Here is a 26,309-nt window from a genome sequence, read left to right on the forward strand (position 1 = left end):
GCGGAGTGAGCGGCGGGGGAGAAGTGCCGGATCCCTGGGGTGGCGGGTCGGCCGCGCCGGGTGCTACCCGGCTAATTAACCCACTGGATAGTTAGTAGCGGTTGGCTACGGATGTTGCGCCCACGTTTCCCGGGTGTCAAGGGGGTGTGCCGAAGGATCTTGCCGCTGCCGTGCGCGTGATCGGCGTGATCAGTCCGCCGCGCGGTCCGCCGTCAGGTAGGCGATCACCATGTCGCCCAGCATCGTGCGGTAGTGCTCGCGCTGGGCCGGGTCGACCAGGTCGCGGCCGAACAGGGCGCCGAACGTGTGCCGGTTGGAGACCCGGAAGAAGCAGAAGGAACTGATCATCGCGTGCAGGTCGACCGCGTCGACATCGGCCGTGAACAGGCCCGACTCCTGCCCGGCGGCCAGGATGCGGCGGATCACGTCGAGCGCGGGGGAGCCGATCCTGCCCAGCTTCTCGGAGGCGGCGATGTGCTCGGCGCCGTGGATGTTCTCGATGCTGACCAGGCGGATGAAGTCCGGGTGCTGCTCGTGGTGGTCGAAGGTCAGCTCGGCCAGGCGCCGGATGGCCGCGACCGGGTCCAGGTGCTCGACGTCCAGCTTCTGCTCGGCCTCCCGGATCACGCCGTACGCCCGCTCCAGGACGGCCGTGAACAACTGCTCCTTGCCGCCGAAGTAGTAGTAGATCATCCGCTTGGTGGTGCGGGTGCGGGCGGCGATCTCGTCGACCCGGGCGCCGTCGTAACCCGCCCGTGCGAACTCCTGTGTCGCCACGTCGAGGATCTCGGCCTGGGTGCGGGCGGCGTCGCGGATCCGTCCGTTGGGTCGTGCCGGTTCGTCGACGCTGGTCATCGGGTTCCTTCGGGAGTGCGGCCAGTGCCGCAGATTCTAGAAGGCGGGCCGGGTGGCGCCGGGCGAGGTCTTCCCAGGCAGCCGTCGGACTGATATAGCTAACGTACTAGTTCGTACATTAGTGCTCGGCTCAGGAGGCCTCGTGGCCAAGGACTCGTATCTCGTCGGACTGATCGGTTCCGGCATCGGCCCGTCGCTCAGCCCGGCGCTGCACGAGCGGGAGGCGGACCGGCAGGGCCTGCGCTATCTGTACCGGCTCATCGACATCGACACCCTCGGCGTGCCGCCGCAGGCCGTCGGCGACCTGGTGCGCGCCGCCCGGGACCTCGGCTTCGACGGGCTGAACATCACCCACCCGTGCAAGCAGCTGGTGATCGAGCACCTGGACGGGCTTGCTCCGCAGGCCGAGGCGTTGGGGGCGGTCAACACCGTCGTCTTCGAGGACGGTCGCGCGATCGGTCACAACACGGACATCACCGGGTTCGCGGCCTCGTTCGCGCGGGGGTTGCCGGACGCTTCGCTGGAGCGGGTGGTGCAGGTCGGCGCCGGTGGGGCGGGGGCAGCTGTCGCGCACGCCACGCTTACCTTGGGCGCCGAGCGCGTCACCGTCGTCGACGCGTTGACCGACCGTGCGGTGGACCTTGCCCGTGGGCTGAATCGGCACTTCGGTGTCGGCCGTGCGGCCGCTGCTGCTCCCGATCAGCTTCCGCGACTGCTCGGCTCGGCCGACGGTGTTGTGCATGCCACGCCTACCGGGATGGCCGCACACCCCGGGCTGCCTTTTGCCCCCGAGCTTCTCCATCCCGGTTTGTGGGTGGCCGAGGTTGTTTATCGGCCGTTGGAGACGGAGTTGCTGCGTACTGCCCGGGCGGTTGGCTGCGCCACTTTGGATGGGGGTGGGATGGCTGTGTTCCAGGCTGCGGATGCGTTTCGGCTGTTCACCGGGCGGGAGCCCGACAGTGGGCGCATGTTGGCTGATATTGAGGAGATGGCGGGGGCCGTCGAGAGCTCGGCGAGTTAGGCGGTATTTCGGCTGCCGGCCGTATGTGGCTGGTCGCGCCCACGCGGCGGTAGCCGCACATCGAACACAGCCCCGCGCCCCTGAAGGGGCGTTGCAGTGAGGCAAGCCGAAAGGGCACCGTCATGCGCACATCCATTGCCACCGTCTCGCTCAGTGGCTCCCTGACCGAGAAGCTCACGGCTGCCTCGCGGGCCGGGTTCGACGGCGTTGAGGTCTTTGAGAACGATCTGCTTGCCAGCCCCCTCGACCCGGAAGAGGTCCGGGCCCGCTGTGTCGATCTCGGGCTCAGTATCGACCTCTATCAGCCCATGCGGGACATCGAAGCCGTCCCCGAGGACGAGTTCGCGCGCAATCTGCGCCGAGCCCGGCACAAGTTCGAGGTCATGCGGCGGCTCGGGGCCGAGACGGTCCTCGTCTGCTCCAGCGTGAGTCCCCTGGCCGTGGACGACGACGCGCTCGCCGCCGAGCAACTGACTCGACTCGCCGACCTCGCCCAGGACTTCGGGATCCGTGTCGCCTACGAGGCACTTGCCTGGGGGCGGCACGTCAGCACGTACGACCATGCGTGGCACGTCGTCGAGACCGCGGACCATCCCGCGCTCGGTACCTGTCTCGACAGCTTTCACATTCTTTCCCGTGGGTCCGATCCCAAGGGCATCGAGGACATCCCCGGCGAGAAGATCTTCTTCCTCCAGCTCGCGGATGCTCCGTTGCTCGCGATGGACGTCCTGCAGTGGAGTCGGCACTACCGCTGCTTCCCGGGGCAGGGCGGCTTCGACGTCACCGGGCTCGTGCGGCATGTGCTGCGCACGGGGTACTCCGGGCCGCTCTCCCTCGAGGTCTTCAACGACGTCTTCCGGCAGGCCGAGGCCGGGCCGACGGCCGTGGACGCGCACCGGTCGCTCCTGGTCCTCCAGGAGGCGGTGGGGCTGGCCGAGCTGCCCGCCCCCGTGGTCCCCACGGGGGTAGCCTTTGCCGAGCTGGTCACTCCCGATGCCGAGCCGGTCAGCGAAGTGCTGGGGGCCCTGGGGTTCGCCCGGACCGCGCGGCACCGCAGCAAGCCGGTCGACCTGTGGCAGGCGGGTCAGGCCCGGGTGCTCGTCAACACCGGCCCGGCCGCCCGGCGGGACGGCACCGGGCTCGCCGCGATCGGCCTGGAGTCCCCGGACCCGGCGGGCGCCGCGCGCCGCGCCGAGGCACTGCTGGCGCCCGTGCTGCCGCGCCGGCGGGCGAGCGAGGACGCCCCGCTGGACGCCGTGGCGGCCCCGGACGGCACGGAGTTGTTCTTCTGCGCGACCGGTCGGCCCGAACTGCCCGACTGGCGCGGTGACTTCCAGGAGGTCGAGCAGGCCGGACCGGTGGTTCCGGGTGTGCGACGCATCGACCATCTCGCTCTCGTCCAGCCCTGGCACCACTTCGACGAGGCCACCCTCTTCCACCGCAGCGTGCTCGGCCTGTCCGCCCAGGAGAGCGTGGACGTGGCCGACCCGTACGGCCTGTTGCGCAGCCGTGCCGTCACCGCCGCCGATGGCAGCGTCCGTATCGCCCTGTCCGTCGGCGCCGCGCCCGCGGACGACACGGTCCACGCCCAGCACATCGCGCTGGCGACGGACGACGTGGTGGCCGCGGTACGCCGCTTCCGTGAGGCGGGCGGGCTGCTGCTGCCGATGCCGGCGAACTACTACGACGACCTGGCCGCCCGGTTCGAGTTCGCCGAGGGGGAGCTGGAGACGTATCGCGAGCTCGGGATCCTCTACGACCGGGACCGGTACGGGGAGTTCCGGCACTGCTACACGCGGACCGTGGGCCGGGTGTTCTTCGAGCTCGTCCAGCGTGACGGCGGATACCAGGGGTACGGCGCCCAGAACGCGCCCGTGCGCCTGGCGGCCCAGCATGCCGCGCGGCGGCTCACTGGCGGCTGACGGTTCTGGTCACGCCGGTGACGACCGTCGTGGCCAGGATCCAGCCGGTGATGATCAGGGCGTAGGCGAGGTACTGGTACCCGCCGTCCGGCGCGAACGCCTCCTCCTGGCCGAAGGAGATCACCGGGAGCAGCAGGTCGAGGGTGTAGAAGACCGGGTTGAAGTGCGGGGCCTCCGACGCCTTGAGTGCGTGGGGGTGGTGCAGGGCGTAGGCGGTCGAGCCGATGGCGAGGAGCGACAGAAGCCATACGGCCGCGCGCAGCGGGCGGAAGCCGTAGCCGACGGTGGCGTCCTGGACGTAGCCCCAGAGGCGTCCGTACCAGGCGCGGGTGGAGCGCAGGCGGCGCTGCTTGGCGAGCTGGACCAGGCGGGCGGCGTGGTCGTCGCCGACGCGGCGGTAGGCGGTGGCCAACTGCTCGTAGGCGTGCGGGACATAGCCCTCGGCATCGCGTTCGAGCATGGGGAGGCGGCGTTCGGCGGGTTCGTGGGGGGTGAGAGTGGTGTACACGAGGCTGCTCAGGTAGACCTCGTCGGGCACCACCTCCGGTTCCAGGAACAGGACGTCCACCTGGGCGCGGCGCAGGTTGAGCCGTCCTTGCAAGGGCGGGCCCTTGCGCAGCCAGAGTTCCCCGATGGTGCAGCTGCTCGCCTTCAGGGCCGAATCGTCCGGATGTGACAGGCGGGAGTACGACAGGTCGAAGCGGCCCGCGACGCGTGCGCCGCGCAGACCGATCCAGCCTGTTGCCTCCACGCGCCGCATCAGGAGGTCGCCTTCCACGACGAGGGTCTGGGCGTCGAGGACGGCTTTGCCGGGGTGGTGGAGCCGGGCGTCGTTGAGGTCGACCGATCCGGCGACGGCGGCACCGTCGAGGCGTATCTCGCCGTGGGTGCGCAGCCCGGTGGCGCACAGGTCGTCCTCGATGGTGACGTGGCTGAGCTTCAGGACCGGCTCGGTCTCCGGCACGGCGGCGAACTCGGCCCGTTCGAGGAACAGCACCCCGGAGATGTGCGACCCGCCCAGGTGCACGACTCCGGAGAACCGGCAGCGGGTCAGCCGGACGCTGCCGTCCACCCGGGCCCGCGCGATCATCAGGCCCGGCAGCACGGAGTCGCGCAGGTTCACGTAGGGCAGATGGGCGCCGGAGAGGTCAGGGGCGTCCGCGAAGTGGCAGTGGCTCAGATGGACGATGCTGTCGACCGTCGCGTGTCTCAGGTCCAGAATGCCGGTGACCCGCGCCCCCTTGACCTTGAGCGCGGCCACTTCCCCCGGCACTCGGGGGCCGTTGAGGAGCAGCGCCCGCAACACCGTTGCTCGTATGCTCCGTTCAGGCCCCCACTGCGCACCCTCCGCCGTGTCCTCGTCGTCGCCCCCCTCTCGGAAGTCGACCGTCGCCCCCGTCGAGAACGCCCGCCACACCTGCTGCTCGGCCGGCGTCAGATCGTTGATCTCCACAGAGCGGGACTCTAATCCCAGAGCTCCGCGTGCCGCCGGTGGGTGTCGGTCAGTCCGTTCACGAAGTACCGCTCGTAGTACTCCCGTTCCACGTGATGGGCCTGAAGCCAGATGCCCGGGACGTGGATCGCGTCCGTGTGCGCGGGGAAGCGGCGGTGCGTGCGGATGACGTACTCGCAGATGTCGCGGGCGCAGTCGATCACCCGCTCCTCGTACTCGCTCGCCTCCGCGAGATAGCGCTGGCCGTAGTCCTCTTTGTAGATGCGGGCGAAGACGTCCTTGTCGGTGTAGATGCCTCCGGTGCCGAACTTCGCGCCGATCACCGAGTCCACCGCGTCCGACATCGACTTGTGCGCGGGCGGGCAGGCGGCCGCGATCAGTGGCTCGCCGTCCGGGGAAGTGAGCCCCACCGGGTGCGAGCGCAGGGTCGCGTAGGCCGGGAGCGGTACATGCCAGCGCCACAGGTCCGCGAGCCGCCAGCGCGGGGTGACGAAGGTGAAGCCGAGCATCCTGCCGTATGCGCGCGAGAACTTCGGGTCGCCCAGGGCTATCTGCGGGTTGATCGACGCGTGGATCCAGGCGCCGAGGCCCATCGCCTCCGCCGTGAGCATGAGGTTCTGCAGCAGCAGGTCCGCCTCGATCTGGGTGCGCATCGGGCCGAGTGCGCCGAGCGGGAGTTTCAGGTCTCCGTTCAGGAAGCCGTTCCTGACCCACTTCTTCACGCCCGCGGGACGGTAGAAGTTGCGGTCGTCCACCAGCGTCGGGCGCGCGCCGTCCGGCTGGGTCAGCAGGTACATCAACGCGTTGATGTACTGGTGGGAGAGGTCGACGACCGGGAAGAACACCGTCGTCCCCGACAGGTTGGACAGGAAGCGGTTCGAGTCCAGGTAGGCCGGGAAGTCCCGCTTGTTCTGCGGTACGTCGAGCCGGTGGTCGAGGACCTTCACCTTGGACCGGGCCGCCCGCGCCGCCAACGTCTCGGCGTCGAAGGGCTCTTGGGGCGCGGGTGGCAGCTTCCGCAGGTAGTAGGTCCCCGTGTCGTTGATCATGAAGAAGTGGGTGCCCTGCGCGTTGTCGGGGCTGCCCGCGGTGCGGCCCGCCATGGTCAGGTTGGGCTTGGCCATGATGGGTTTGCCGTCGCGGGGGTCCTCGAAGGGGCGGTCCGGCATGGTGAGGCCCGTACAGCCGGTGATCGCGATCAGCACCGCCTCCTCCAGCTCCGACAAGGGCTGACGGGTGTGCGGGGAGCGGTAGCTCATCGACCCGGCCGGCACCGAGGCGCCGCGGCTGACGCGGTGGGTGCGCCGGTGCCAGACCGTGTCCAGCAGGGGCCGGCCGAACAGGTCGGCCAGCCCCGGGTGACCGTGGAACGTGCTCATTCACGGCCTCCGTGCATGTCCCCGTCGCCGGCCGCCCGCACCGTACGCCACGGCGCGAACGCACTCGCGCCGCGCGGCAGCAGCGCCGCCAGCTCCGGGCAGTGCCGCAGGATGACGGAGTTCATGCCGCCCCGCTCCACCCAGTCGATGCCCAGCGGGGTGTACACCTCGGGCCGGTAGTCGACGTTGAGGAAGCGGTCGGACTGCAGGCGCCTGCTCGCCATGAGGATGAAGATGCGGAACGCCGTGTCGCTGAAGCCGAACCCGGCCGGCGGGTTCTCCCCGAACAGGCCCACCACCGTGTCGATCTCGTCGACCGAGCGGTAGACGTCCTTGAGGCGCGCCAGGGTCTCGGCGTTCTCCGTGAGCTCCTCGAAGGAGCGGATGCGCTGCTTGTGCAGGCCCTCGCGGAAGTCGTTGTAGCGCGGCACGCCACGACGGCGGGTGCGTACGAGGTCCACCACCGACAGGTCGATGATCTCCCCGTCCCGCTCGAACTGCTGCAGTGCGCGGGGGTAGTTGTGCAGGGTGATCGCGCCCGGGTGGGCGATGCCGAAGGAGTAGAGCGTGTTCGCGAGGCCCGTCTTGCGGATCTGCGACTCGGCCGCCCCGCCCTGGATGTCCAGGAAGCCCACCGTCTCCAGGCGCTGCCCGAAGTGGTGCTCGCGCAGCTCGAAGTCGTCCGGGACCAGCGGGTGCATGCGGTAGACGGTGACGAAGTCCTCCGTCAGCGAGTACGGCGCCGTGTGGTGGTCCGGCAGGGTCTTCGGGATGCCCGTCAGCGAGTGCGCCTCGAACAGCCACAGGCCGAGCTGGTTGAGCCAGTTCTTCGGGGGCCCCTGCCAGTTGGTCTTCAGCGCGATGTCGATCGCCTCGGTGGCGAGGATCGCCGGGGTCCACTCCACCGTGTGGATCTTCGCGATCAGTGCGGAGACCACCAGCCGGGCGGTCTGGTAGATGCGCTCCTCGCTCATCGCCGGGTACTCGGCGCGCAGTGCGGCGCACACCGCGTTGTGCTCGCGGGCGAAGAGGGTGTGCATGGCGCTCAGGCCCATCCACCAGCTCTCGTTGAAGCCGGTGAGCGGGACCTGACCGTTGCCGCCGCCGGGCAGGTGGCCGTCCTCCAGGCGGAGTTCGGCGCGTCCGTCGGCCTCGCGCAGGAAGCGTGCGGTGTGCTCGTCCTCGCCGTACACCTCGGAGCCGTCCCACCAGTGGGAGGCGTTGTTGCCGAACAGGATCGGCGGACGGCCGGGCACCTCGATGCCCTCGTTCTCCGCGAACCGCATCACGTTCTCGCCGGGCCCGCCGGGCGTGTTGTGCCAGGGGCCGCTGCCGGGCGGCAGGGGCACCTCGACGCTGCGCTCGCCGGGCTTGTACCGGCGGTGGTTGACCCAGTCGTGCACCTGGAACTGGATCCAGGCGGCGGCCAGGATGTTGAGGGAGGTCGCGGGCACGAAGCTCTCGCGGTACAGCAGCTGCCGGCTGACCGTGACCGGGTTCGGGGTGTCGAAGAGGTCGGGTCGGTACTCCGGCTTCAGGTTGCGGCCGAAGGTGGCACCCACCGCCCCCGTCGTCGGGGCCGACAGATCGTTGTACGTCCCGTCGTAGGACCGCTCGCCGCGCAGCTGCTCCGGGATCGGCGCCGGCACCCGCTGGGCCTTCGGCGGTGCCTCGCGCACCTCGGTGTCCATCAGGTTGCGGCGGCGCAGCACCTTGCGCAGGAACACCAGGTTCAGCAGGCTCAGCTGCAAGGGCAGCCGGTGCCAGGGGACATACCGGTTCAGCAGCGCGAACGCCGTTTCCATCGGGCGGCCCAGGACGCGGTTGCGCAGGGGCTCCTCGGTGACGAACTTCAACCCCAGCCGGTGCGCGCTCGCCGCCTGGTAGGCGGCCTTCCGGGCGCGGTTGATGTTGCCGAGCGGACGGAACTCGTCCGTGGTGTACCAGGGGTTGAAGGTGAGGTCCTCGATCCGGCGGGCGGCCGCGCGGGCCTCGGCGGTGTTCAGGTCCTGGCTGGGAAGGGTCAGCCGGGCCACCGCGATCGCGGGCGACACCCCGTCCTTCCACTCCACCGAGGCATCCTCGACGGGGGTGCGCCGCTCGTCGACGAACCGCTGGACGCACAGGTCGTAGCTGACGTCCCCCTGCGCCAGGCGGTGCGCGAACTCCCGGTGCAGGGCGTCCGCGTCCCGGCGGTCCGCAGCGGGCGCCGGCGGGGTACCGGGCGCCGGACGGAACAGGAACCGCACGGGTCCCGCCTCACCCCACAGCACTGCGCCACGGCTCCAGAACGTCTCGTTGGCCAGGGAGTCGACGGTGTGCCGGGTGGCGGCCCGCACATTGCGGCGCATCCGGTTCGCGGTGCCGAGGCCCACCGCCAGCGGCAGCTTGACGAACAGCCCGAACGCCTTCTGCACGGGGCTCTTCGCGCCCGCCATGGCCTTCGCGAAGGCCACGAACTCCCGTGCGTTGCGGGCGTGCGAGACCGGATAGCTGGTCGCCAGCAGGTCGTGGCTCTCCTCGCCCGACACCTGCACCCGCACTGCCGCCCCGCGCAGGTCGGGCGAACCGTCGCCCTGCCGGATCCCGCTCGCGTTGGACAGCCGCACCGTCGCCGGATACTCGGCACCCGGCTGGGCGAACCCCACCCGCAGCGCGGCGGGGAGATCGTCGTGGAAGCGCAGCCGCGCGTTGTCCACGGCCACCGGCGCCTTGGCATGGAAGGTCCGGGCGATCCCGCCGCCCCCCGCCCGCCGGTTCTTGACCTGCACCTTCATCAGTTCGGCGGCCAGCTGCTCGAACACCAGCCGTTCCGCTTCGGCGCCACCGCCTTCGTACCGCTCGTACTGCGGATCTTGCTGCCCGGTCTCGGCCATCGGTCGTTTCCTCACGCGCACGGTTGCGTACGGGACAGGGCCCCGCACGCTACTGGCGGCCGCGGCGCCCTCGCAGCGATGGTTCGCGCCGATGTGCGCCGGCTTGCGCCGGATGCGAACAGTTGCGCGGCCAGTCGTGCTCGTGCACGTCAGGCGGGCGCGTAAGGGAGGGGTGACCTCCCGTGTCCGCCCCGCGGACGCCGCCCTTCCCCAGCAACCCCACCCGGCGCCCCCGCCGTGGCCGGAGAACGACTCCTTCCCGGGGCCGGTTCGGGGCCATGGTGGGGCCCACCACCCGCAGACGTCCCGGGGGAGGTCCCAGATGCGGGACACCTACGTCAAAGGGCCCGGCTATGCCGAGCTGCGCCCGTGCAAGCCCGAGACCGATCCGAGCAGCTTCCCGGTCTATCCCGACCTGGTGGAACGGCTCGTCGAGGACAAGCACCAGCCGGACCCGGACGGAGTGATCCCGCATGTGCTGGCGACCTGTGCGGCCTACTCGTACGCCGGATTCGAGCAGCACAGCGACGTGGAGACCGTCGCCATGATCATGGCGCGGCTCGGTCTGGAGGAGAACGGCTGCCGGGCCTTCGAGGAGCGCGTGGACGCCCTGTACATCGCGTCCGCCGCCTATCTGGTCCAGGACAAGGACCGCAGGGTCGCGATCCTCTGCTACCGCGGCACCCAGCCCGAGGACATCATCAGCATCCTCACCGACGCCGACGTACGGCCGGAGATGCTCTGCGTCGAACTGGAGGGCCGCAAGTACGAGGTCCACGCGGGCTTCTACCGCAACGTGCGCGCCACCCGCCATCTGATCATCGAGGCCCTGGAGCGCGCCGTGCGTGGCGAGTCCCTGAACCCGGAGGAGCAGGGCGCCCGCGGCGGCGGTCTGGAGGCCCTCTACATCACCGGGCACAGCCTCGGCGCCGCCATGGCCGCGATCATGGCGGTCACCCTGGTGCACGAGCCGCGCTACCGGCACATCGCCGAGAAGCTGAAGGGTGTCTACACCTTCGGCCAGCCCATGGTCGGTGGCCCGGACCTGGCCCGCGCCTGTGAGGAGACACCCGGCCCGCTGCACCACCACGTCCTGCGCGACCGTCTGATCCGCTACATCTTCGACCGGGACGTGGTGCCCGCCCTGCCGCCCCGGCCGGTGGGCCCGTACGCGCCGTTCGGCCGCGAGTTCCACTACCGCAGGCGCCACGGGCCCGTCGACGCCGCGCTCACCTTCGTCGCCGACTCGGCGATCGAGGGCCTGACCCTCCCGAGCGACGTCCTGCGCACGGCCGTCGACCGGGACTGGGGCGGGCTGCTGCTCCGCGTCACCGAAGGGGCACGGCGGTCGGTACGGCCCCTGCTGCGGGCCGGCGACCAGGGCTGGACGGAGGTCACCGAACCGGGCCTGCACTACCCCCAGATGGACAGCCTGGCGGGGCTCGCCGTGGTGGCGCCGCTGGCGTTCTTCGCGACCCGCCTGGCGCTGACGCGCACCATCCCGTTCAAGTACTCCTTCGACGACCACGGCCCGGGGCACTACGTGAACGCGCTTGCGCCGCCGGGGGTGTTGAGCGAGTTCGGAGACGTGCTTTAGTCGCTCCGCGGGCTTTGCGGATGTGCAGCTGCGCCGCCGGGCTGCGCTGTTCCGGCTCCGGCGCGGGACGCGATGTGCGGCTCCGCCGCGGGCCGTGACCTGTCGTCGATCGGCTGCGGTGCCGTCGTGGCTGGTCGCGCCGTTCCCCGCGCCCCTTCAGGGCCCCTTGGGGGCCCGGTTCGCCCGGGCCCCGGAGTGTCAGGGCCGGGTGTTCCACTCGGCGATCACCGGGCGGTCGTGTTCGGTCGACAGGCGGCTGACCGTGCCCGTCGCCAACTGGAAGAGCCGGCCCTCCGCGGGCGGAAGACCCAGTCGGCGGGCCGTCAGCACCCGTAGGAGATGGCCGTGGGCCACGAGGATCACGTCACCGTCGGGGAGCGCCGAGTCCACGCGGGACAGGATGCGGTCGGCACGCCGGCCGATCTGCTCGGGCGATTCGCCGGGGTGCCCGTCCGGGCCGGGCGGCACGCCGTCGGTCCACAGGTTCCAGCCGGGTTGGGTGCGGTGGATCTCGACGGTGGTGATGCCCTCGTAGGCGCCGTAGTCCCACTCGTGGAGGTCGGGTTCGACGAACGTGCCGGAGATGCCGGCGAGTTCGGCGGTGCGTATCGCACGGCCGAGGGGGCTGGTCAGTGCGAGTGCGTAGGTCCGCTGCGAGAGGAGCGGAGCGAGCGACTTGGCCTGCTCCTCGCCGTGCTGGGTGAGGGGCAGGTCGGTCCAGCTGGTGTGCTGTCCCGACACGCTCCACTCCGTCTCGCCGTGGCGGACCAGGAGAAGGTCCCCCACGACTGCGCTACTCCTTCGACTCGACGGCGTGCCCGCCGAACTGGTTGCGCAGGGCCGCGATCATCTTCATCTGCGGGGAGTCGTCCTGGCGGGAGGCGAACCGCGCGAAGAGGGAGGCCGTGATCGCGGGCAGCGGCACCGCGTTGTCGATGGCCGCCTCGACCGTCCAGCGGCCCTCGCCGGAGTCCTGCGCGAAGCCCTTCAGCTTGTCCAGGTGCTCGTCCTCGTCCAGGGCGTTGACCGCGAGGTCGAGGAGCCAGGACCGGATGACGGTGCCGTCCTGCCAGGAGCGGAACACCTCGCGGACGTCGGTCACCGAGTCGACCTTCTCCAGCAGCTCCCAGCCCTCGGCGTAGGCCTGCATCATGGCGTACTCGATGCCGTTGTGGACCATCTTGGAGAAGTGCCCGGCGCCGACCTTGCCCGCGTGGACATAGCCGTACGGGCCCTCCGGCTTGAGCGCCTCGAAGATCGGCTGGAGCCGCTCGACGTGCTCCTTGTCGCCGCCCACCATGAGCGCGTAGCCGTTCTGCAGGCCCCACACACCGCCGGAGACGCCCGCGTCGACGAAGCCGATGCCCTTGGCGCCGAGCTCCTCGGCGTGCTTCTCGTCGTCCGTCCAGCGGGAGTTGCCGCCGTCGACGACCGTGTCGCCGGGGGAGAGGAGTCCGCCGAGCTCGTCGACGACCGACTGGGTGGCGGCGCCGGCCGGGACCATCACCCAGACCACGCGCGGCGCTTCGAGCTTGTCGACCAGTTCGGCGAGGCTGGCCGCGTCGGAGAGGTCGGGGTTGCGGTCGTAGCCGACGACGGTGTGGCCGGCGAGGCGGATCCGCTCGCGCATGTTGCCGCCCATCTTGCCGAGCCCGATGAGTCCGATCTGCATGGTCAGTTCACTTCTTCCTGAGCGTTCTTGAGCTCGCGGTACGCGGCCACGAGAGCGGTGGTGGAGGGGTCGAGGCCGGGGACGTCGGCGCCTTCGGTCAGGGCGGGCTCGACGCGCTTGGCGAGGACCTTGCCGAGCTCGACGCCCCACTGGTCGAAGGAGTCGATGTTCCAGACGGCGCCCTGGACGAACACCTTGTGCTCGTAGAGGGCGATCAGCTGGCCGAGGACCGACGGCGTCAACTCGGGGGCCAGGATCGTCGTGGTGGGACGGTTGCCCTGGAAGGTGCGGTGCGGCACCTGCTCCTCGGGGACCCCCTCCGCGCGCACCTCGTCGGCGGTCTTGCCGAAGGCCAGCGCCTGGCCCTGCGCGAACAGGTTGGCCATCAACAGGTCGTGCTGGGCGGCCAGTTCGTCACCGAGCTCGGCCGCCGGACGGGCGAAGCCGATCAGGTCCGCGGGGATCAGCCGGGTGCCCTGGTGGATCAGCTGGTAGTAGGCGTGCTGCCCGTTGGTGCCGGGTGTGCCCCACACCACCGGACCGGTGTCCCAGTCCACCACATGTCCGTCGCGGTCGACCGACTTGCCGTTGGACTCCATGTCCAGCTGCTGCAGATACGCCGTGAACTTCGACAGGTAGTGGCTGTACGGCAGCACCGCATGGGACTCGGCGCCGAAGAAATTGACGTACCAGATGCCCAACAGGCCCAGGATCAGCAAGGCGTTGGCCTCCGCGGGCGCGGTCCTGAAGTGTTCGTCGACGGTGTGGAAGCCGTCGAGCAGCTCCCGGAAGCGGTCCGGGCCGATCGCGATCATCAGCGACAGGCCGATGGCGGAGTCGAAGGAGTAGCGGCCGCCGACCCAGTCCCAGAACTCGAACATGTTGTCCGGGTCGATACCGAACCCGGTGACCTTGCCGGCGTTCGTCGACAGTGCCACGAAGTGCCTGGCGACCGCCTTCTCCTCGCCGCCGAGCCCGGCCAGCAGCCAGGAGCGGGCCGAGGTGGCGTTGGTGATGGTCTCGATCGTGGTGAAGGTCTTGGAGGCGACGATGAACAGGGTCTCCGCCGGGTCCAGGTCCCGTACCGCCTCGTGCAGGTCGGCGCCGTCCACGTTGGAGACGAAGCGGAAGGTCAGCTCACGGGCCGTGAAGGTGCGCAGCGCCTCGTACGCCATCGCGGGGCCCAGGTCGGAGCCGCCGATGCCGATGTTGACGACGTTTCTGATCCGCTTGCCGGTGTGGCCGGTCCAGGCGCCAGAGCGGACCCGCTCGGCGAAGTCGCTCATCCTGTCCAGGACGGCGTGCACCTGGGGCACCACGTTCTCGCCGTCGACCTCGATCACCGCGTCCCGCGGGGCGCGCAGCGCGGTGTGCAGCACGGCCCGGTCCTCGGTGACGTTGATCTTCTCGCCGCGGAACATGGCGTCGCGCAGCCCGAACACGTCGGTGGCGGCGGCCAGTTCCTGCAGCAGCGCCAGGGTCTCGTCGTTGACCAGGTGCTTGGAGTAGTCGATGCGCAGGTCGCCGACGCGCACGACGTACCGCTCGGCACGCCCCGGGTCGGTTGCGAACAGCTCACGCAGCACCGGCTGGCCCTGGGCCCGGTGGTCCTCCAGGGCGGTCCACTCGGGGCGCCGGGTGAGCTTCGGGGAGTCAGACATGGGAGACGGTCTCCTTGGTGGCCTCGCCCCGCAGGGCGACGGCGTACATCTCGTCGGCGTCGAGGCGGCGGAGCTCCTCGGCGATGAGTTCGGAGGTGGTGCGGACCTTCAGGGCGAGGGTGCGCGAGGGCTGGCCCGGCAGGGTGAGCGTGGCCAGCGGGCCCTCGGGGCGGTCGATGACGATCTCGCCGTCCGCGGTCCCCAGGCGCACGGCCGTCACGACCGGGCCCGCGGTGACCACGCGGTCGATCGTCACGTTCAGCCGTGCCTCCAGCCAGCGCGCCAGCAGCTCGGCCGCCGGGTTGTCGGCCTCGGCCTCCACGGCCCCCGACACGATCCGGGTGCGGGCCTGGTCCAGGGCCGCCGCCAGCATCGAGCGCCACGGCGTCAGCCGGGTCCAGGCGAGGTCGGTGTCACCGGGCGCGTAGGAGCGGGCCCGCTGCTCCAGGGTCTCGGTCGGGTTCTCCACCGCGTACAGGTCGGTGATCCTGCGCTGGGCGAGCGCGCCGAGCGGGTCCTTGGCGGGCACCTCGGGCGCGTCCACCGGCCACCACACGACGACCGGCGCGTCCGGCAGCAGCAGCGGCAGCACGACCGAGTCGGCGTGGTCGGAGACCTCGCCGTAGGTGCGCAGGATGACCGTCTCGCCGGTGCCGGCGTCGGCGCCCACCCGGACCTCGGCGTCCAGCTTGGAGGCCATGCGGTCGCGCGGGGTGCGGGCGTGCCGCTTGATGACGACCAGGGTGCGCGAGGGGTGCTCGTGCGAGGCCTCCTCGGCCGCCTTGATCGCGTCGTAGGCGTTCTCCTCGTCCGTGACGATGACCATCGTCAGGACCATGCCCACGGCCGGTGTGCCGATGGCGCGGCGGCCCTGCACCAGCGCCTTGTTGATCTTGCTTGCCGTGGTGTCGGTCAGGTCGATCTTCATGGCCTGCGCCAGCTCCGTCCGTCTCGTGCGAGCATCTCGTCGGCTTCCTCGGGTCCCCAGCTGCCCGAGGGGTACTGCGCGGGCTTGCCGTGCCGCGCCCAGTACTCCTCGATCGGGTCGAGGATCTTCCAGGACTCTTCCACTTCCTGGTGACGGGGGAACAGGTTGGCGTCGCCGAGCAGTACGTCCAGGATGAGGCGCTCGTACGCCTCGGGGCTGGACTCCGTGAAGGACTCGCCGTAGGCGAAGTCCATCGACACGTCCCGGATCTCCATCGAGGTCCCCGGCACCTTGGAACCGAAGCGGACCGTCATGCCCTCGTCGGGCTGGACGCGGATGACGATCGCGTTCTGGCCCAGCTCCTCCGTGGCGGTGGAGTCGAAGGGGGAGTGCGGCGCCCGCTTGAAGACCACCGCGATCTCGGTGACCCTGCGGCCCAGACGCTTGCCGGTGCGCAGGTAGAAGGGGATGCCCGCCCAGCGGCGGTTGTCCACCTCCAGCTTGATGGCCGCGTAGGTGTCGGTCCTGGAGTTCGGGTCGATGCCGTCCTCCTGGAGATAGCCGAGCACCTTCTCGCCGCCCTGCCAGCCCTCCGCGTACTGCGCGAGAACGGTGTGCTCGCCCAGTTTCTCCGGCAGCCGCACCGACTTCAGTACCTTGAGCTTCTCGGTGAGCAGCGACTCCGCGTCGAACGCGATCGGCTCCTCCATGGCGGTGAGCGCCATCAGCTGGAGGAGGTGGTTCTGGATGACGTCACGGGCGGCGCCGATGCCGTCGTAGTAGCCGGCCCGGCCGCCGATGCCGATGTCCTCGGCCATGGTGATCTGGATGTGGTCGACGTACGAGCGGTTCCAGATCGGCTCGTACATCTGGTTGGCGAAGCGGAGCGCCAGGATGTTCTGGACGGTCTCCTTGCCCAGGTAGTGGTCGATGCGGAAGACCTGGTCCGGCTCGAACACGTCGTGCACGAGCGCGTTCAGCTCGCGGGCGCTCGCCAGGTCGCGCCCGAACGGCTTCTCGATCACCGCGCGCCGCCAGGAGCCCTTGCGCGCCTTCGCCAGGCCGTGCTTCTTGAGCTGCTGGACGACCTTGGGGAAGAACTTCGGCGGTACGGAGAGGTAGAAGGCGAAGTTGCCTCCGGTGCCGCGGGAGGCGTCCAGCTCGTCGACGGCCGACTTCAGCTGCTTGAACGCCGTGTCGTCGTCGAAGTCGCCGGGGATGAACCGCATGCCCTCGGCGAGCTGCTGCCAGACCTCCTCACGGAACTCGGTGCGCGCGTGCTCGCGGACCGCGTCGTGCACGACCTGCGCGAAGTCCTGGTCCTCCCAGTCCCGTCGGGCGAACCCGACGAGGGAGAAGCCCGGCGGCAGCAGGCCGCGGTTGGCGAGGTCGTAGACGGCCGGCATCAGCTTCTTGCGGGACAGGTCGCCGGTGACACCGAAGATGACGAGCCCGGACGGGCCCGCGATGCGCGGGAGCCGGCGGTCGCGCTCGTCGCGCAGGGGGTTGGTCCAGTCGAGCGCCGACCCGACCGTGGCGTGCTCGGTCATTCCGTCTCAACTCCCTTGCTGTCCAGGGACTTCGTCACGGCGTCCAGCAGGTCCTGCCAGGCCGTCTCGAACTTGGCGACGCCCTCGTCCTCCAGCTTCTGCACGACCTCGTCGTAGGAGATCCCGAGGGCCTCCACGGCGGCCAGGTCGGCGCGGGCCTGCGCGTAGCCGCCGGTCACCGTGTCGCCGGTGATCTCGCCGTGGTCGGCGGTGGCGTTGAGGGTGGCCTCCGGCATGGTGTTGACGGTGCCCGGCGCGACCAGTTCGTCCACGTACAGGGTGTCCTTGTAGGCGGGGTCCTTCACGCCGGTCGAGGCCCACAGGGGGCGCTGCCTGTTGGCCCTGGCGCCGGCGAGGCCGGTCCAGCGCTCACCACCGAAGACCTCTTCGTAGGCCTCGTAGGCCAGACGCGCGTTCGCGAGCGCCGCCTTGCCCTTGAGGACGGACGCCTCCGGGGAGCTGAGGCCGTCCAGCCGCTTGTCGATCTCGGAGTCGACGCGGGAGACGAAGAAGGAGGCGACGGAGTGGATGGCGGCGAGGTCGAGGCCCTTCGCCCGTGCCTTCTCCAGGCCGGCGAGGTAGGCGTCCATGACCTCGCGGTAGCGCTCCAGGGAGAAGATCAGCGTGACGTTGACGCTGATACCCAGGCCGATGACCTCGGTGATGGCCGGCAGGCCCGCCTTGGTCGCCGGGATCTTGATCATCACGTTCGGGCGGTCGACCAGCCAGGCGAGCTGCTTGGCCTCGGCGATCGTCGCCCTGGTGTCGTGGGCGAGGCGCGGGTCGACCTCGATGGAGACCCGGCCGTCGCGGCCGCCGGTGGCGTCGTACACGGGCCGCAGGATGTCGGCGGCGGCGCGGACGTCGGCGGTGGTCATCATCCGTACGGCCTCTTCGACCGTGACACCGCGGACGGCGAGGTCGGCCAGCTGCTCCTCGTAGCCCTCTCCGGAGCCGATCGCGGCCTGGAAGATGGACGGGTTGGTGGTCACGCCCACCACGTTGCTGTTGTCGACGAGTTCGGCGAGGTTGCCGGACTCGATCCGCTTGCGCGACAGGTCGTCCAGCCAGATGGAGACGCCCTCGTCGGAGAGGCGCTTGAGTGCTCCCGCGGTCGCGGTTGCTTCGGTCACTTTGATCATCTTCTTTCTGGCGATCGGATCAACCGCGGGCGGCGGCCAGGGATTCCCTGGCTGCGGCGGCGACGTTTGCGGGGGTGAAGCCGAACTCGGCGAACAGGGTCTTCGCGTCGGCGGAGGCGCCGAAGTGCTCCAGGGAGACGATGCGTCCTGCGTCACCTGTGTAGCGGTACCACGTCAGACCGATCCCGGCCTCCACGGCGACACGGGCCCGCACGGACGGCGGAAGCACGCGCTCGCGGTACTCCCGCGGCTGCTCCTCGAACCACTCCACGGACGGCATCGACACGACCCGGGTGCCGATGCCCTCGGCCTCCAGCTGCTCGCGTGCGGCGACGGCGAGCTGGACCTCGGAGCCGGTGGCGATCAGGACGACGTCCGGGGTCTCCTTCGAGGACTCCTTGAGGACGTAACCGCCCTTCGCCGCATCGGGGTTGGGCGCGTAGGTCGGGACGCCCTGGCGGGTGAGGGCGAGGCCGTGCGGGGCCGGGTCGGTGGCGTGCCGCTTGAGGATCTCGCCCCAGGCGATCGCGGTCTCGTTGGCGTCGGCCGGGCGGACGATGTTGAGGCCCGGGATGGCGCGCAGGGAGGCGAGGTGCTCGACCGGCTGGTGGGTCGGCCCGTCCTCGCCGAGGCCGATGGAGTCGTGGGTCCAGACGTATGTCACCGGCAGCTGCATGAGGGCCGACATCCGCACCGCGTTGCGCATGTAGTCGGAGAACACCAGGAAGGTGCCGCCGTAGATACGGGTGTTGCCGTGCAGCGCGATGCCGTTCATCTCGGCGGCCATCGAGAACTCGCGGATGCCGAAGTGGACGGTACGGCCGTACGGGTCGGCCTCGGGGAGCGGGTTGCCCTTCGGCAGGAAGGACGACGTCTTGTCGATGGTGGTGTTGTTCGAGCCGGCGAGGTCGGCGGAGCCGCCCCACAGCTCGGGGACGATCGCGCCGAGTGCCTGCAGCACCTTGCCGGAGGCGGCGCGGGTGGCGACCGCCTTGCCCTCCTCGAAGACCGGCAGGGCGTCCTGCCAGCCCTCGGGCAGCTGGCCGGCGACGATCCGGTCGAACAGCTCGGCGCGCTCGGGGTTGGCGCCGCGCCACTTGTCGATCTGCTTGTCCCAGGCGGCGTGCGCCTCGGCGCCGCGGTCGAGGGCCTCGCGGGCGTGGGCGAGGACGTCGGCGTCGACCTGGAAGGACTGCTCGGGGTCGAAGCCGAGGATGCGCTTGGTGGCGGCGATCTCCTCGGCGCCGAGCGCGGAGCCGTGGGAGGCCTCGGTGTTCTGCGCGTTCGGGGCGGGCCAGGCGATGATCGTGCGCATCGCGATGATGGACGGCCGCTCGGTCTCGGCCTGCGCGGCCTTCAGCGCCGCGTACAGGGCGGGTACGTCGATGTCACCGCCGAGCGAGGGCTCGACGCGCTGCACGTGCCAGCCGTAGGCCTCGTAGCGCTTCAGCACGTCCTCGGAGAACGCGGTCGCGGTGTCGCCCTCGATGGAGATGTGGTTGTCGTCGTAGAGGAAGACCAGGTTGCCCAGCTTCTGGTGGCCGGCCAGCGAGGAGGCCTCGGCGGAGACGCCCTCCTCCAGGTCGCCGTCGGAGACGATCGCCCAGATGGTGTGGTCGAAGGGGGAGGTGCCCTCGGGGGCCTCGGGGTCGAACAGGCCGCGCTCGTAGCGGGCGGCCATCGCCATGCCGACGGCGTTGGCGACGCCCTGGCCGAGCGGCCCGGTGGTGGTCTCGACGCCGGCGGTGTGCCCGTACTCGGGGTGACCGGGCGTCTTGGAACCGTGCGTACGGAACGCCTTCAGGTCATCGAGCTCGACCTCGTACCCCGCCAGGAACAGCTGCGTGTAGAGGGTCAGCGAGGTGTGGCCGGGAGAGAGAACGAAACGATCCCGGCCGGTCCACTCGGGGTCCGCGGGATCGTGACGCATCACCTTCTGAAAGATCGTGTACGCGGCCGGGGCCAGGCTCATCGCCGTGCCCGGGTGGCCGTTGCCGACCTTCTGCACGGCGTCGGCCGCGAGCAGACGGGCGGTGTCGACGGCACGCCGGTCGAGTTCGGTCCATTCGAAGCTGTCCGGTGTCTGCGCACTCATCTTCAAGAAGTCCTCGATCGAAGCGGCTGAACTGCTCTGATGCATTCAAACTTAAAAGTCTGACTTTTATGGGGGAAGGTCGCTGTGTGTCAGCCTGTGGTGAAAGTGGGACACCGGCGGTACGACCGAGGCGGCGCGAGTAGGACATGGCGGGCAGAACCATCCAAGGTGGAGACGGTGACGGTGGGGTGGACGGCATCAGAACGTTCCCTTTCCCGGTCGAGCTGAGTGTGGGCGGAGTCGGTATGCAGGTCGGCCCGATGGGGGCCGGCCACACCTGGCACGCCGAGGCCCCGCTGGAGCGCGTGCACCGCATCGACTTCCATGTCGTGATGCTCTTCGACGACGCTCCGGTCCGCCACATGATCGACTTCGCCGAGTACGAGGTGGCGGCCGGCGAACTGCTGTGGATCCGTCCCGGCCAGGTCCACCGCTTCTCACGCACGAGCGGGTACCGCGGAACCGTGCTCACCATGCAACCCGGGTTTCTGCCGCGCGCCACGGTGGAGGCCACCGGCCTCTACCGCTACGACCTGCCGCCCCTGCTCCACCCCGACGAGGCCCAGCTCACGGCCCTCAGGGCCGCCCTCGCCCAGCTGCAACGCGAGTACGAGGACACCACGACCCTGCCGCTGAGCCTGCACACCGCGGTGCTGCGCCACTCGCTGACGGCGTTCCTGCTCCGCCTCGCCCATCTGGCGGCCAGCTCCGCCGAGGCGGTCCGCCGCCAGTCGGACACGACGTTCACCCTGTTCCGCGACGCCGTCGAGAGGGACTTCGCCACCAACCACAGCGTCAGCGCCTACGCCGACGCCCTCGGCTACTCCCGCCGCACCCTCGTCCGCGCGGTCCGCGCCGCGACCGGTCAGACGCCCAAGGGCTTCATCGACAAGCGGGTCGTCCTGGAGGCGAAACGCCTGCTGGCCCACACGGACCTGCCGATCGGCCGGGTGGGCGCGGCGGTCGGCTTCCCGGACGCGGCGAACTTCTCCAAGTTCTTCCAGCAGCACACGGAGCTGACACCGGCGGCGTTCCGGGCGGAGCTGCGGTGACTCAGGACGCGGCCGGGGCGCCCAGCCGCGGCATGCGCCGCACCAGGGTGTCCCACATCCTGGTCAGCGCCTCGATCCGCTCCGTCAGCTCGGCCACCCGCCGAGCCCCGACCTCGTAGTTCCCGGCGCAGGAGTCGGAAGTGGTCATGGCGGCGACGCCAGGGGTTGACCCGTACGTGAAGGTCAGGCCGCCCCGCGCCGCCGCCCGCCCGGTCAGTGACCGAAGTCGAACCAGTTCACGTTCACGAAGTCCGCCGGCTGACCGCTGGTGAAGGTCAGGTAGACATCGTGGGTGCCGGTCACCGCGCTGATGTTGGCCGGGACCGTCCTCCAGGACTGCCAGCCGCCCGTGTTGGCGAGGGCGAAGCTGCCGATCGGTGTGGCGGTACGGCTGTCCAGGCGCACCTCGACCAGGCCGCTCACCCCGGACGCGGCACCGCTCGCCACGCGTGCGTAGAACTGCGTGGCCGCCGTGGAACCGAAGTTGACGCCCTTGTAGAGGGCCCAGTCGCCGTTGGCCAGGGAGCCGATGTCCTGGCCGCCGCCGGTGTCGGAGGTGCTCTCCGTGACGGTGCCGGACTGGCTGTCGTACGACTCCGCCTGGATGGCGCTGTAGGCGTCCCGGTTGCCGGAGGGCGGGGGTGTGGTCGTGCCTGTGCCGCTCGACAGGACCTGGACGTAGTCCACGAGCATCGGGTGGCCGGACTGGGTGGCGCTGGTCGGGCCGCCGCCGAACGCGGCCGGGAAGGCGCCGCCCATCGCCACGTTCAGGATGACGAAGAAGCCGTGGTTGGTGGCGTTGGCCCAGGTCGTGGCGTCCATCTGACTGGCCGTGACGGTCTGGTAGTTGACGCCGTCGACGTAGAAGCGGATCGCCTCGGGGCTGACCGAACGGTCCCACTCCATGGTGTAGGTGTGGAAGCCCGACTGGCAGGTGCTGTTCGGGCACGCGATCGAATTGCCGAGGCCCGTCGTCTCGTTGCAGGGGCCGCCCGGGTTGGTGCCGCAGTGCATCGTCGCCCAGACCTTGTTGATGCCCTGGACGTTCTCCATGATGTCCAGCTCGCCGACGCTCGGCCAGTTCTGGTAGTTGCCGCGATAGGGGGCGCCCAGCATCCAGAACGCCGGCCAGTAGCCCGCACCCGCGTCGCCGGTCACGTTGGGCATCTGGAGGCGCGCCTCGACGCGCAGTTTGCCGCCGGCCGGGGGCTGGAAGTCGGTGCGGTTGGTCTCGATACGGCCCGAGGTCCAGTTGCCGGACGAGTCGCGGATCGGGGTGATCTTCAGGTTGCCGCCGCCGTCGAGCGAGACATTGCTGGTGCTGTTCGTCATCGTCTCGACCTCGCCGGTGCCCCAGTTGGCGGCGCCGCCGGGGTACGAAGTCCCGGTGTCGTACTGCCAGTTGGAGGTGTTGACGCCGGTTCCGGCCGAGCCGTTGAAGTCGTCGAGGAAGAGCTGTGTCCAGCCCGACGGGGGCGTCGGCGCCGAGGCGTCGGCGGACTGGGTGGCGGCCGTGGCGAGCGCGGCCGCCAGGCCGAGCGTGCTGAGCACGGCGAGGAGCGCGCGTCGCCGTCTGGGTATGCCGGAGGTTGCACTCATGGGGGTGCCTCCCGGTTGCGGGGTGGTGGGCTGCGGGTGCTCTGAGAGCGCTCTCAAAGTGGGCCCAATGTGCTCTCCGCCACCAGGGCCGTCAAGACTTAAAGCAAGGGAAGTCCTTTCCGGGCGGGGAAGTTCACCCCCTGAACGGTGCAAAGGTGCTAAAGCGCGCTCCCCGCCTTCCACTGCGACCACGACAGGTTCCAGCCGTTGAGCCCGTTGGCCGGGTCGACGGTCTTCTCGCCGGAGTTCTTGACGATCACCACGTCGCCGAGCATCGAGGACGCGTAGAACTTGTAACCCGCCACGGAGCTGTCGTTCGCCCCTTCGCATCGTGCAGGCCCACACAGCCGTGGCTGGTGTTCTCGTGGCCGAACACCGAGGTGGACGCCCAGTAGTTGCCGTGCACGAACGTGCCGGACGTGGTCAGGCGCTGGGCGTGCGGCACGTCGGGGATGTCGTACTCGTCGCCGAGCCCGACCGTGGAGGACTCCATGCGGGTCTGCCTGAACCGCTCGCTGATCACCATGATCCCGGACCAGGTGGTGATCCTTTGAATTTCCGGGCCGATTCCTGAGATTCCGGTGAGGAGTCGCCCTGAGAAGGCCCGAAACCACGGTTGTCTCAGCCCTCGGGATTGTGAACAGAGTATGAGCGGCCCGACCGGGGCTCTGAGCGACCGACCACCGCCGGAGGTATACGTGACCGAAGTCCGCGAGCCGCACACCGTGGCCGTCGTCGGAGCCGGCGCGGCGGGCACGCTGACCGCCCTCCAGCTCTGCGAGACGGCGACGCGCCGCCGGACACCGCTCGGCCTCGTCCTCATCGACCCCGCCCCGGAGGCGGGCCGCGGCACCGCGTACGCCACCCGCGACCCGCGCCACCGCCTCAACGTGCCTGCGGGCGGCATGAGTTGCTACCCCGACGACCCCGGCCACTTCACCCGCTGGCTGTGCCGCCACGGCGAACCGTCCGTCACCGCGGCCGACTTCGCCACCCGCTACCGCTACGGCGCCTATCTCGCCGACACCCTCGCGCAGGCCATCGTCCGGGCTCAGGGCACGGTGACGGTACGCCGGCTGCGCACCCGCGCCGAGAGCTGTACCGACACCCCCGAGGGCCGGCCGGCGCTCCGCCTCGCCGACGGGGGACACCTCAGCGTCGACAGCGTCGTCCTGGCCACCGGCCCCGCCGCCCCCTCCGCGAGCTGGGCCCCGCCCGCCCTGCGCACCTCGGCCCGTTTCATCGCCGCCCCCTGGGCCACGGGCGCGCTGGACGGCCCGCTCTCCGACACCGCCGACGTCCTCCTCGTCGGCACCGGTCTTACGGCCGTCGACCTCGCCCTCACCCTCGACCGCCCCGGCCGCACGGTCCACTCCCTCTCCCGCAGCGGCCTGCTGCCGCAGCCGCACGCCCTCACCCCGGCCGGCCCGATGGATGCGCCGACGGGCCTCGACGACGCCTCGCTGGGCCGCCTCCGCAGGGCTGTCTACGGCCACATCAGCCGCTCCGTGCGCACGCACGGGGACTGGCGCCCCGCCCTCGACAGCCTGCGCCCGCACACCGCCCGTCTCTGGGAGAGCCTCACTCCCGACGACCGGGCCGAGTTCCTCGCCCGCGAGGGCGCCCTGTGGAACACCCACCGCCACCGCATGGCCCCCGCGACCGCCGAGTCCGTTGCCCGGGCCCGTACCGCCCGACGGCTCACCGTCCACACCGGCGCGGTGACGGAGGCGGCCGAGCACGACGGCTCACTTCTGGTCACCCTCTCCAACGGCCGTACCCTGCACGTCGGTTGGGTGATCGACTGCACCGGACCGGGCCGACGGTTCGACGACCCCCTGTGGCGCTCCCTGTTCACGTCCGGGGCCGCGGTGCCGGGCCCGCTCGGCATGGGCGTGGCCACCCGCGAGGGGCGGCTGCTGGACTCGGAGGGCCGTGCGGACCGCCCGCTGTTCACGCTGGGCGCCCCGCGCCGCGGCGAACTGTGGGAGACGACCGCGATCCCCGAGATACGCGTCCAGGCGGCGGCCCTGGCAGCACAGCTGCTCGCCCCGCTGACGGGGAGGACGGGCAGGCCCCGCACCTCCCGCCGTCCCGTCGACGGCCACGGACTCGCCCTGTCCACCCACGCCGAGGCGGCCGCCGCCTACCGCAGCGGCCTCAACCGGGTCCTCAAGGTCCGCGCCGGCGCCGAGGACGCCTTCGCCCGGGCCGTCGCCCTCGACCCCGGGTTCGCCCTCGGCCACGCGGCCCTCGCCCTGCTCGGCCACGAGTGCGGCGCCGCCGTGGACGTACCGCGGGCACTGGCCGAGGCGCAGCGCTCCGCGCGCGAACACGCCGACGAGCGGGAGTGTTCCTTCGTGGAGGTGGTCACGCGCCGGGTGCACGGCGACGACGGCGACACGGCTCTCGTACGGCACCTCGACGCGTACCCCGCCGACGCGCTCGCGCTGGCCGCCGCCGTGCCGACCATCGCCTTCTCCGGCGTCACCGACCTCGACGACGACCATGCGCTGCGGCTGGTCGAGCAAACGTCTCCCGCCTACGACGGCCACTGGTTCCACACCTCGCTGCTCGCCTTCCTCCGGCAGGAGCAGGGGCGGCTGCACGAGGCCGGCGAGCTCGCCCACCGGGCGTTGGCGGTCGAGCCGGCTTCCGGACACGCCGTGCACGCCCTCGCCCATGTCCACTACGAGTCGGGCGTGCACGAGGCGGGCCGCGACTGGCTGGACGGCTGGGTCTGCGGGCAGGGCCGGGGCGCCGTCCACCGGGCCCACTTCTCCTGGCACATCGCCCTGCACGAACTCGCCCTCGACGACCCGGCGGCGCTGCGCAGGCGCTGGTTCGCGCAGCTCGCACCCGGCCGGGTGGTGACCGGGGTGCGGGCGCTGGTCGACTCGGGGTCGCTGCTGTGGCGGGCCCGGCTGAGCGGCAGCTGGCGGGGTGAGCTGCCCGCCGGGGATGTCCTGGGCACGGTCGCCCGGGACGTCCTGGAGCGTCCGGCGACCGCCTTCACCGCGCTGCATGCCGCTGTGGCGCTGGCCGCGGCGGGGGATCTGGCGGCGCTGCATCGGTTGCGGGACCATGCCGCCGGGGCCGACGAGGTGCAGCGGGAGGTCATCGTGCCGCTGTGCGAGGCGTTCGCCGCCGTGGTGGAGGAGCGGTTTCAGGACGCCGCCCGGGGGCTTGATGCGGTGCTGCCGGTGTTGCGGCGGGTGGGCGGCAGTGCAGCCCAGCGGGAGGTCGTCGAGGAGACGCTTCTGTACGCCCTGGTGTCGGCTGGGCGGTGTGACGCTGCGCGTCGGCTGTTGGATGCCCGGTTGGAGCGGAAGGAGGCGCCGCGAGACCGGCGGATGCGGGCGGGTTTGCCTGCGTAGGAGCGCGGAGGGATGTGCCGCGATCGGTCGTTGAGCGTCAGCGGCTTCGTCGTGGCTGGTCGCGGGGTTGACCCCCCCCCCCAAGAGGGGGGGGGGAAAGGCGCAAAAATGTGAGGTGACAAAAAACTGG

Annotated in this window: 18 protein-coding genes and 1 pseudogene; 5 read left to right on the forward strand and 14 right to left on the reverse strand. The window is 70.6% G+C overall.

From position 1 onward, the window contains the following. Positions 1–189: 189 nt before the first annotated feature. Complete coding sequence (locus ACWC1K_RS13675) at positions 190–855, reverse strand: TetR/AcrR family transcriptional regulator (protein ID WP_351468326.1); 666 nt, start codon at positions 853–855, stop codon at positions 190–192. 142 nt (positions 856–997) lie between these two features. Between ACWC1K_RS13675 and ACWC1K_RS13680 the strand changes: the two genes are divergently transcribed. Both ACWC1K_RS13680 and ACWC1K_RS13685 read left to right on the forward strand, forming a co-directional pair. After that, entirely contained in the window at positions 998–1,876 is an 879-nt protein-coding gene (locus ACWC1K_RS13680; RefSeq protein WP_450831090.1) for a shikimate dehydrogenase, read from the forward strand. Positions 1,877–1,998: 122 nt separating this feature from the next. Next, a complete protein-coding gene (locus ACWC1K_RS13685; protein WP_450831091.1) occupies positions 1,999–3,798 on the forward strand; it encodes a bifunctional sugar phosphate isomerase/epimerase/4-hydroxyphenylpyruvate dioxygenase family protein in 1,800 nt (599 codons plus the stop codon). On the opposite strand, the gene ACWC1K_RS13690 is transcribed toward ACWC1K_RS13685, so the two are convergent. From ACWC1K_RS13690 to ACWC1K_RS13700, 3 genes are read right to left on the reverse strand one after another with little or no spacing between them, the layout of a single operon-like run. Further along, complete coding sequence (locus ACWC1K_RS13690) at positions 3,785–5,251, reverse strand: membrane-associated oxidoreductase (RefSeq protein ID WP_450831092.1); 1,467 nt, start codon at positions 5,249–5,251, stop codon at positions 3,785–3,787. The two genes, ACWC1K_RS13685 and ACWC1K_RS13690, sit on opposite strands and share 14 nt — an antisense overlap. 11 nt (positions 5,252–5,262) lie before the next feature. Further along, complete coding sequence (locus ACWC1K_RS13695) at positions 5,263–6,630, reverse strand: hypothetical protein (protein WP_450831094.1); 1,368 nt, start codon at positions 6,628–6,630, stop codon at positions 5,263–5,265. After that, on the reverse strand, positions 6,627–9,506 hold the full coding sequence (locus tag ACWC1K_RS13700) for a peroxidase family protein (RefSeq protein WP_450831096.1): 2,880 nt from the start codon (positions 9,504–9,506) through the stop codon (positions 6,627–6,629). Before ACWC1K_RS13700 ends, ACWC1K_RS13695 begins: the two co-directional genes overlap by 4 nt. Before the next feature lie 322 nt (positions 9,507–9,828). Here ACWC1K_RS13700 and ACWC1K_RS13705 point away from each other — a divergent pair, with 322 nt between their 5' ends. Further along, on the forward strand, positions 9,829–11,103 hold the full coding sequence (locus ACWC1K_RS13705) for a lipase family protein (protein ID WP_450831097.1): 1,275 nt from the start codon (positions 9,829–9,831) through the stop codon (positions 11,101–11,103). Between the two features lie 198 nt (positions 11,104–11,301). Here the strand turns inward: ACWC1K_RS13705 and ACWC1K_RS13710 are convergent, their stop codons facing one another. From ACWC1K_RS13710 to tkt, 7 genes are read right to left on the reverse strand one after another with little or no spacing between them, the layout of a single operon-like run. Further along, the gene (locus ACWC1K_RS13710; RefSeq protein ID WP_450831099.1) at positions 11,302–11,889 is read right to left on the reverse strand and encodes a histidine phosphatase family protein; all 588 of its coding nucleotides are present in this window, start codon (positions 11,887–11,889) and stop codon (positions 11,302–11,304) included. A 7-nt stretch (positions 11,890–11,896) separates the two neighbouring features. Continuing rightward, complete coding sequence (gene gnd / locus ACWC1K_RS13715; protein ID WP_450831101.1) at positions 11,897–12,775, reverse strand: phosphogluconate dehydrogenase (NAD(+)-dependent, decarboxylating); 879 nt, start codon at positions 12,773–12,775, stop codon at positions 11,897–11,899. A 2-nt stretch (positions 12,776–12,777) separates the two neighbouring features. Next, a complete protein-coding gene (gene pgi, locus ACWC1K_RS13720; protein ID WP_450831102.1) occupies positions 12,778–14,436 on the reverse strand; it encodes a glucose-6-phosphate isomerase in 1,659 nt (552 codons plus the stop codon). Continuing rightward, a complete protein-coding gene (opcA, locus tag ACWC1K_RS13725; protein ID WP_450831103.1) occupies positions 14,429–15,364 on the reverse strand; it encodes a glucose-6-phosphate dehydrogenase assembly protein OpcA in 936 nt (311 codons plus the stop codon). Before opcA ends, pgi begins: the two co-directional genes overlap by 8 nt. Continuing rightward, positions 15,361–16,914, reverse strand: a complete 1,554-nt coding sequence (gene zwf / locus ACWC1K_RS13730; RefSeq protein ID WP_450831104.1) for a glucose-6-phosphate dehydrogenase — start codon at positions 16,912–16,914, stop codon at positions 15,361–15,363. Before zwf ends, opcA begins: the two co-directional genes overlap by 4 nt. Continuing rightward, positions 16,911–18,056 (reverse strand): transaldolase, encoded by a 1,146-nt coding sequence (gene tal / locus ACWC1K_RS13735; RefSeq protein WP_450831105.1) that lies wholly within the window; start codon positions 18,054–18,056, stop codon positions 16,911–16,913. The genes zwf and tal overlap by 4 nt, the downstream gene beginning before the upstream one ends. A gap of 19 nt (positions 18,057–18,075) precedes the next feature. Further along, positions 18,076–20,151, reverse strand: a complete 2,076-nt coding sequence (gene tkt / locus ACWC1K_RS13740; RefSeq protein ID WP_450831106.1) for a transketolase — start codon at positions 20,149–20,151, stop codon at positions 18,076–18,078. Positions 20,152–20,297: 146 nt separating this feature from the next. Between tkt and ACWC1K_RS13745 the strand changes: the two genes are divergently transcribed. Continuing rightward, a complete protein-coding gene (locus ACWC1K_RS13745; RefSeq protein WP_450831107.1) occupies positions 20,298–21,203 on the forward strand; it encodes a helix-turn-helix domain-containing protein in 906 nt (301 codons plus the stop codon). A gap of 1 nt (position 21,204) precedes the next feature. On the opposite strand, the gene ACWC1K_RS13750 is transcribed toward ACWC1K_RS13745, so the two are convergent. The 3 genes and pseudogenes from ACWC1K_RS13750 to ACWC1K_RS13760 form a co-directional block, all read right to left on the reverse strand. Next, complete coding sequence (locus ACWC1K_RS13750; protein ID WP_450831109.1) at positions 21,205–21,351, reverse strand: hypothetical protein; 147 nt, start codon at positions 21,349–21,351, stop codon at positions 21,205–21,207. Between the two features lie 65 nt (positions 21,352–21,416). Continuing rightward, entirely contained in the window at positions 21,417–22,802 is a 1,386-nt protein-coding gene (locus ACWC1K_RS13755) for a glycoside hydrolase family 16 protein (protein ID WP_450831110.1), read from the reverse strand. Between the two features lie 158 nt (positions 22,803–22,960). Further along, a pseudogene (locus ACWC1K_RS13760) lies at positions 22,961–23,346 on the reverse strand (L,D-transpeptidase); the annotation flags it as partial. A gap of 154 nt (positions 23,347–23,500) precedes the next feature. On the opposite strand from ACWC1K_RS13760, the gene ACWC1K_RS13765 reads away from it, so the two are divergent. After that, positions 23,501–26,179 (forward strand): FAD/NAD(P)-binding protein, encoded by a 2,679-nt coding sequence (locus ACWC1K_RS13765; RefSeq protein WP_450831112.1) that lies wholly within the window; start codon positions 23,501–23,503, stop codon positions 26,177–26,179. Positions 26,180–26,309: the final 130 nt, after the last annotated feature.

This window comes from Streptomyces sp. NPDC001492, from assembly GCF_053597275.1.

Coding starts and splice junctions, on each gene's coding strand:
- ACWC1K_RS13675 (WP_351468326.1), bottom strand. CDS start 855: ATGACCAGCGTCGACGAACCGGCACGACCCAACGGACGGATCCGCGAC.
- ACWC1K_RS13685 (WP_450831091.1), top strand. CDS start 1,999: ATGCGCACATCCATTGCCACCGTCTCGCTCAGTGGCTCCCTGACCGAG.
- ACWC1K_RS13695 (WP_450831094.1), bottom strand. CDS start 6,630: ATGAGCACGTTCCACGGTCACCCGGGGCTGGCCGACCTGTTCGGCCGG.
- ACWC1K_RS13700 (WP_450831096.1), bottom strand. CDS start 9,506: ATGGCCGAGACCGGGCAGCAAGATCCGCAGTACGAGCGGTACGAAGGC.
- ACWC1K_RS13705 (WP_450831097.1), top strand. CDS start 9,829: ATGCGGGACACCTACGTCAAAGGGCCCGGCTATGCCGAGCTGCGCCCG.
- gnd (WP_450831101.1), bottom strand. CDS start 12,775: ATGCAGATCGGACTCATCGGGCTCGGCAAGATGGGCGGCAACATGCGC.
- pgi (WP_450831102.1), bottom strand. CDS start 14,436: ATGTCTGACTCCCCGAAGCTCACCCGGCGCCCCGAGTGGACCGCCCTG.
- opcA (WP_450831103.1), bottom strand. CDS start 15,364: ATGAAGATCGACCTGACCGACACCACGGCAAGCAAGATCAACAAGGCG.
- zwf (WP_450831104.1), bottom strand. CDS start 16,914: ATGACCGAGCACGCCACGGTCGGGTCGGCGCTCGACTGGACCAACCCC.
- tal (WP_450831105.1), bottom strand. CDS start 18,056: ATGATCAAAGTGACCGAAGCAACCGCGACCGCGGGAGCACTCAAGCGC.
- tkt (WP_450831106.1), bottom strand. CDS start 20,151: ATGAGTGCGCAGACACCGGACAGCTTCGAATGGACCGAACTCGACCGG.
- ACWC1K_RS13745 (WP_450831107.1), top strand. CDS start 20,298: ATGGCGGGCAGAACCATCCAAGGTGGAGACGGTGACGGTGGGGTGGAC.
- ACWC1K_RS13750 (WP_450831109.1), bottom strand. CDS start 21,351: ATGACCACTTCCGACTCCTGCGCCGGGAACTACGAGGTCGGGGCTCGG.
- ACWC1K_RS13755 (WP_450831110.1), bottom strand. CDS start 22,802: ATGAGTGCAACCTCCGGCATACCCAGACGGCGACGCGCGCTCCTCGCC.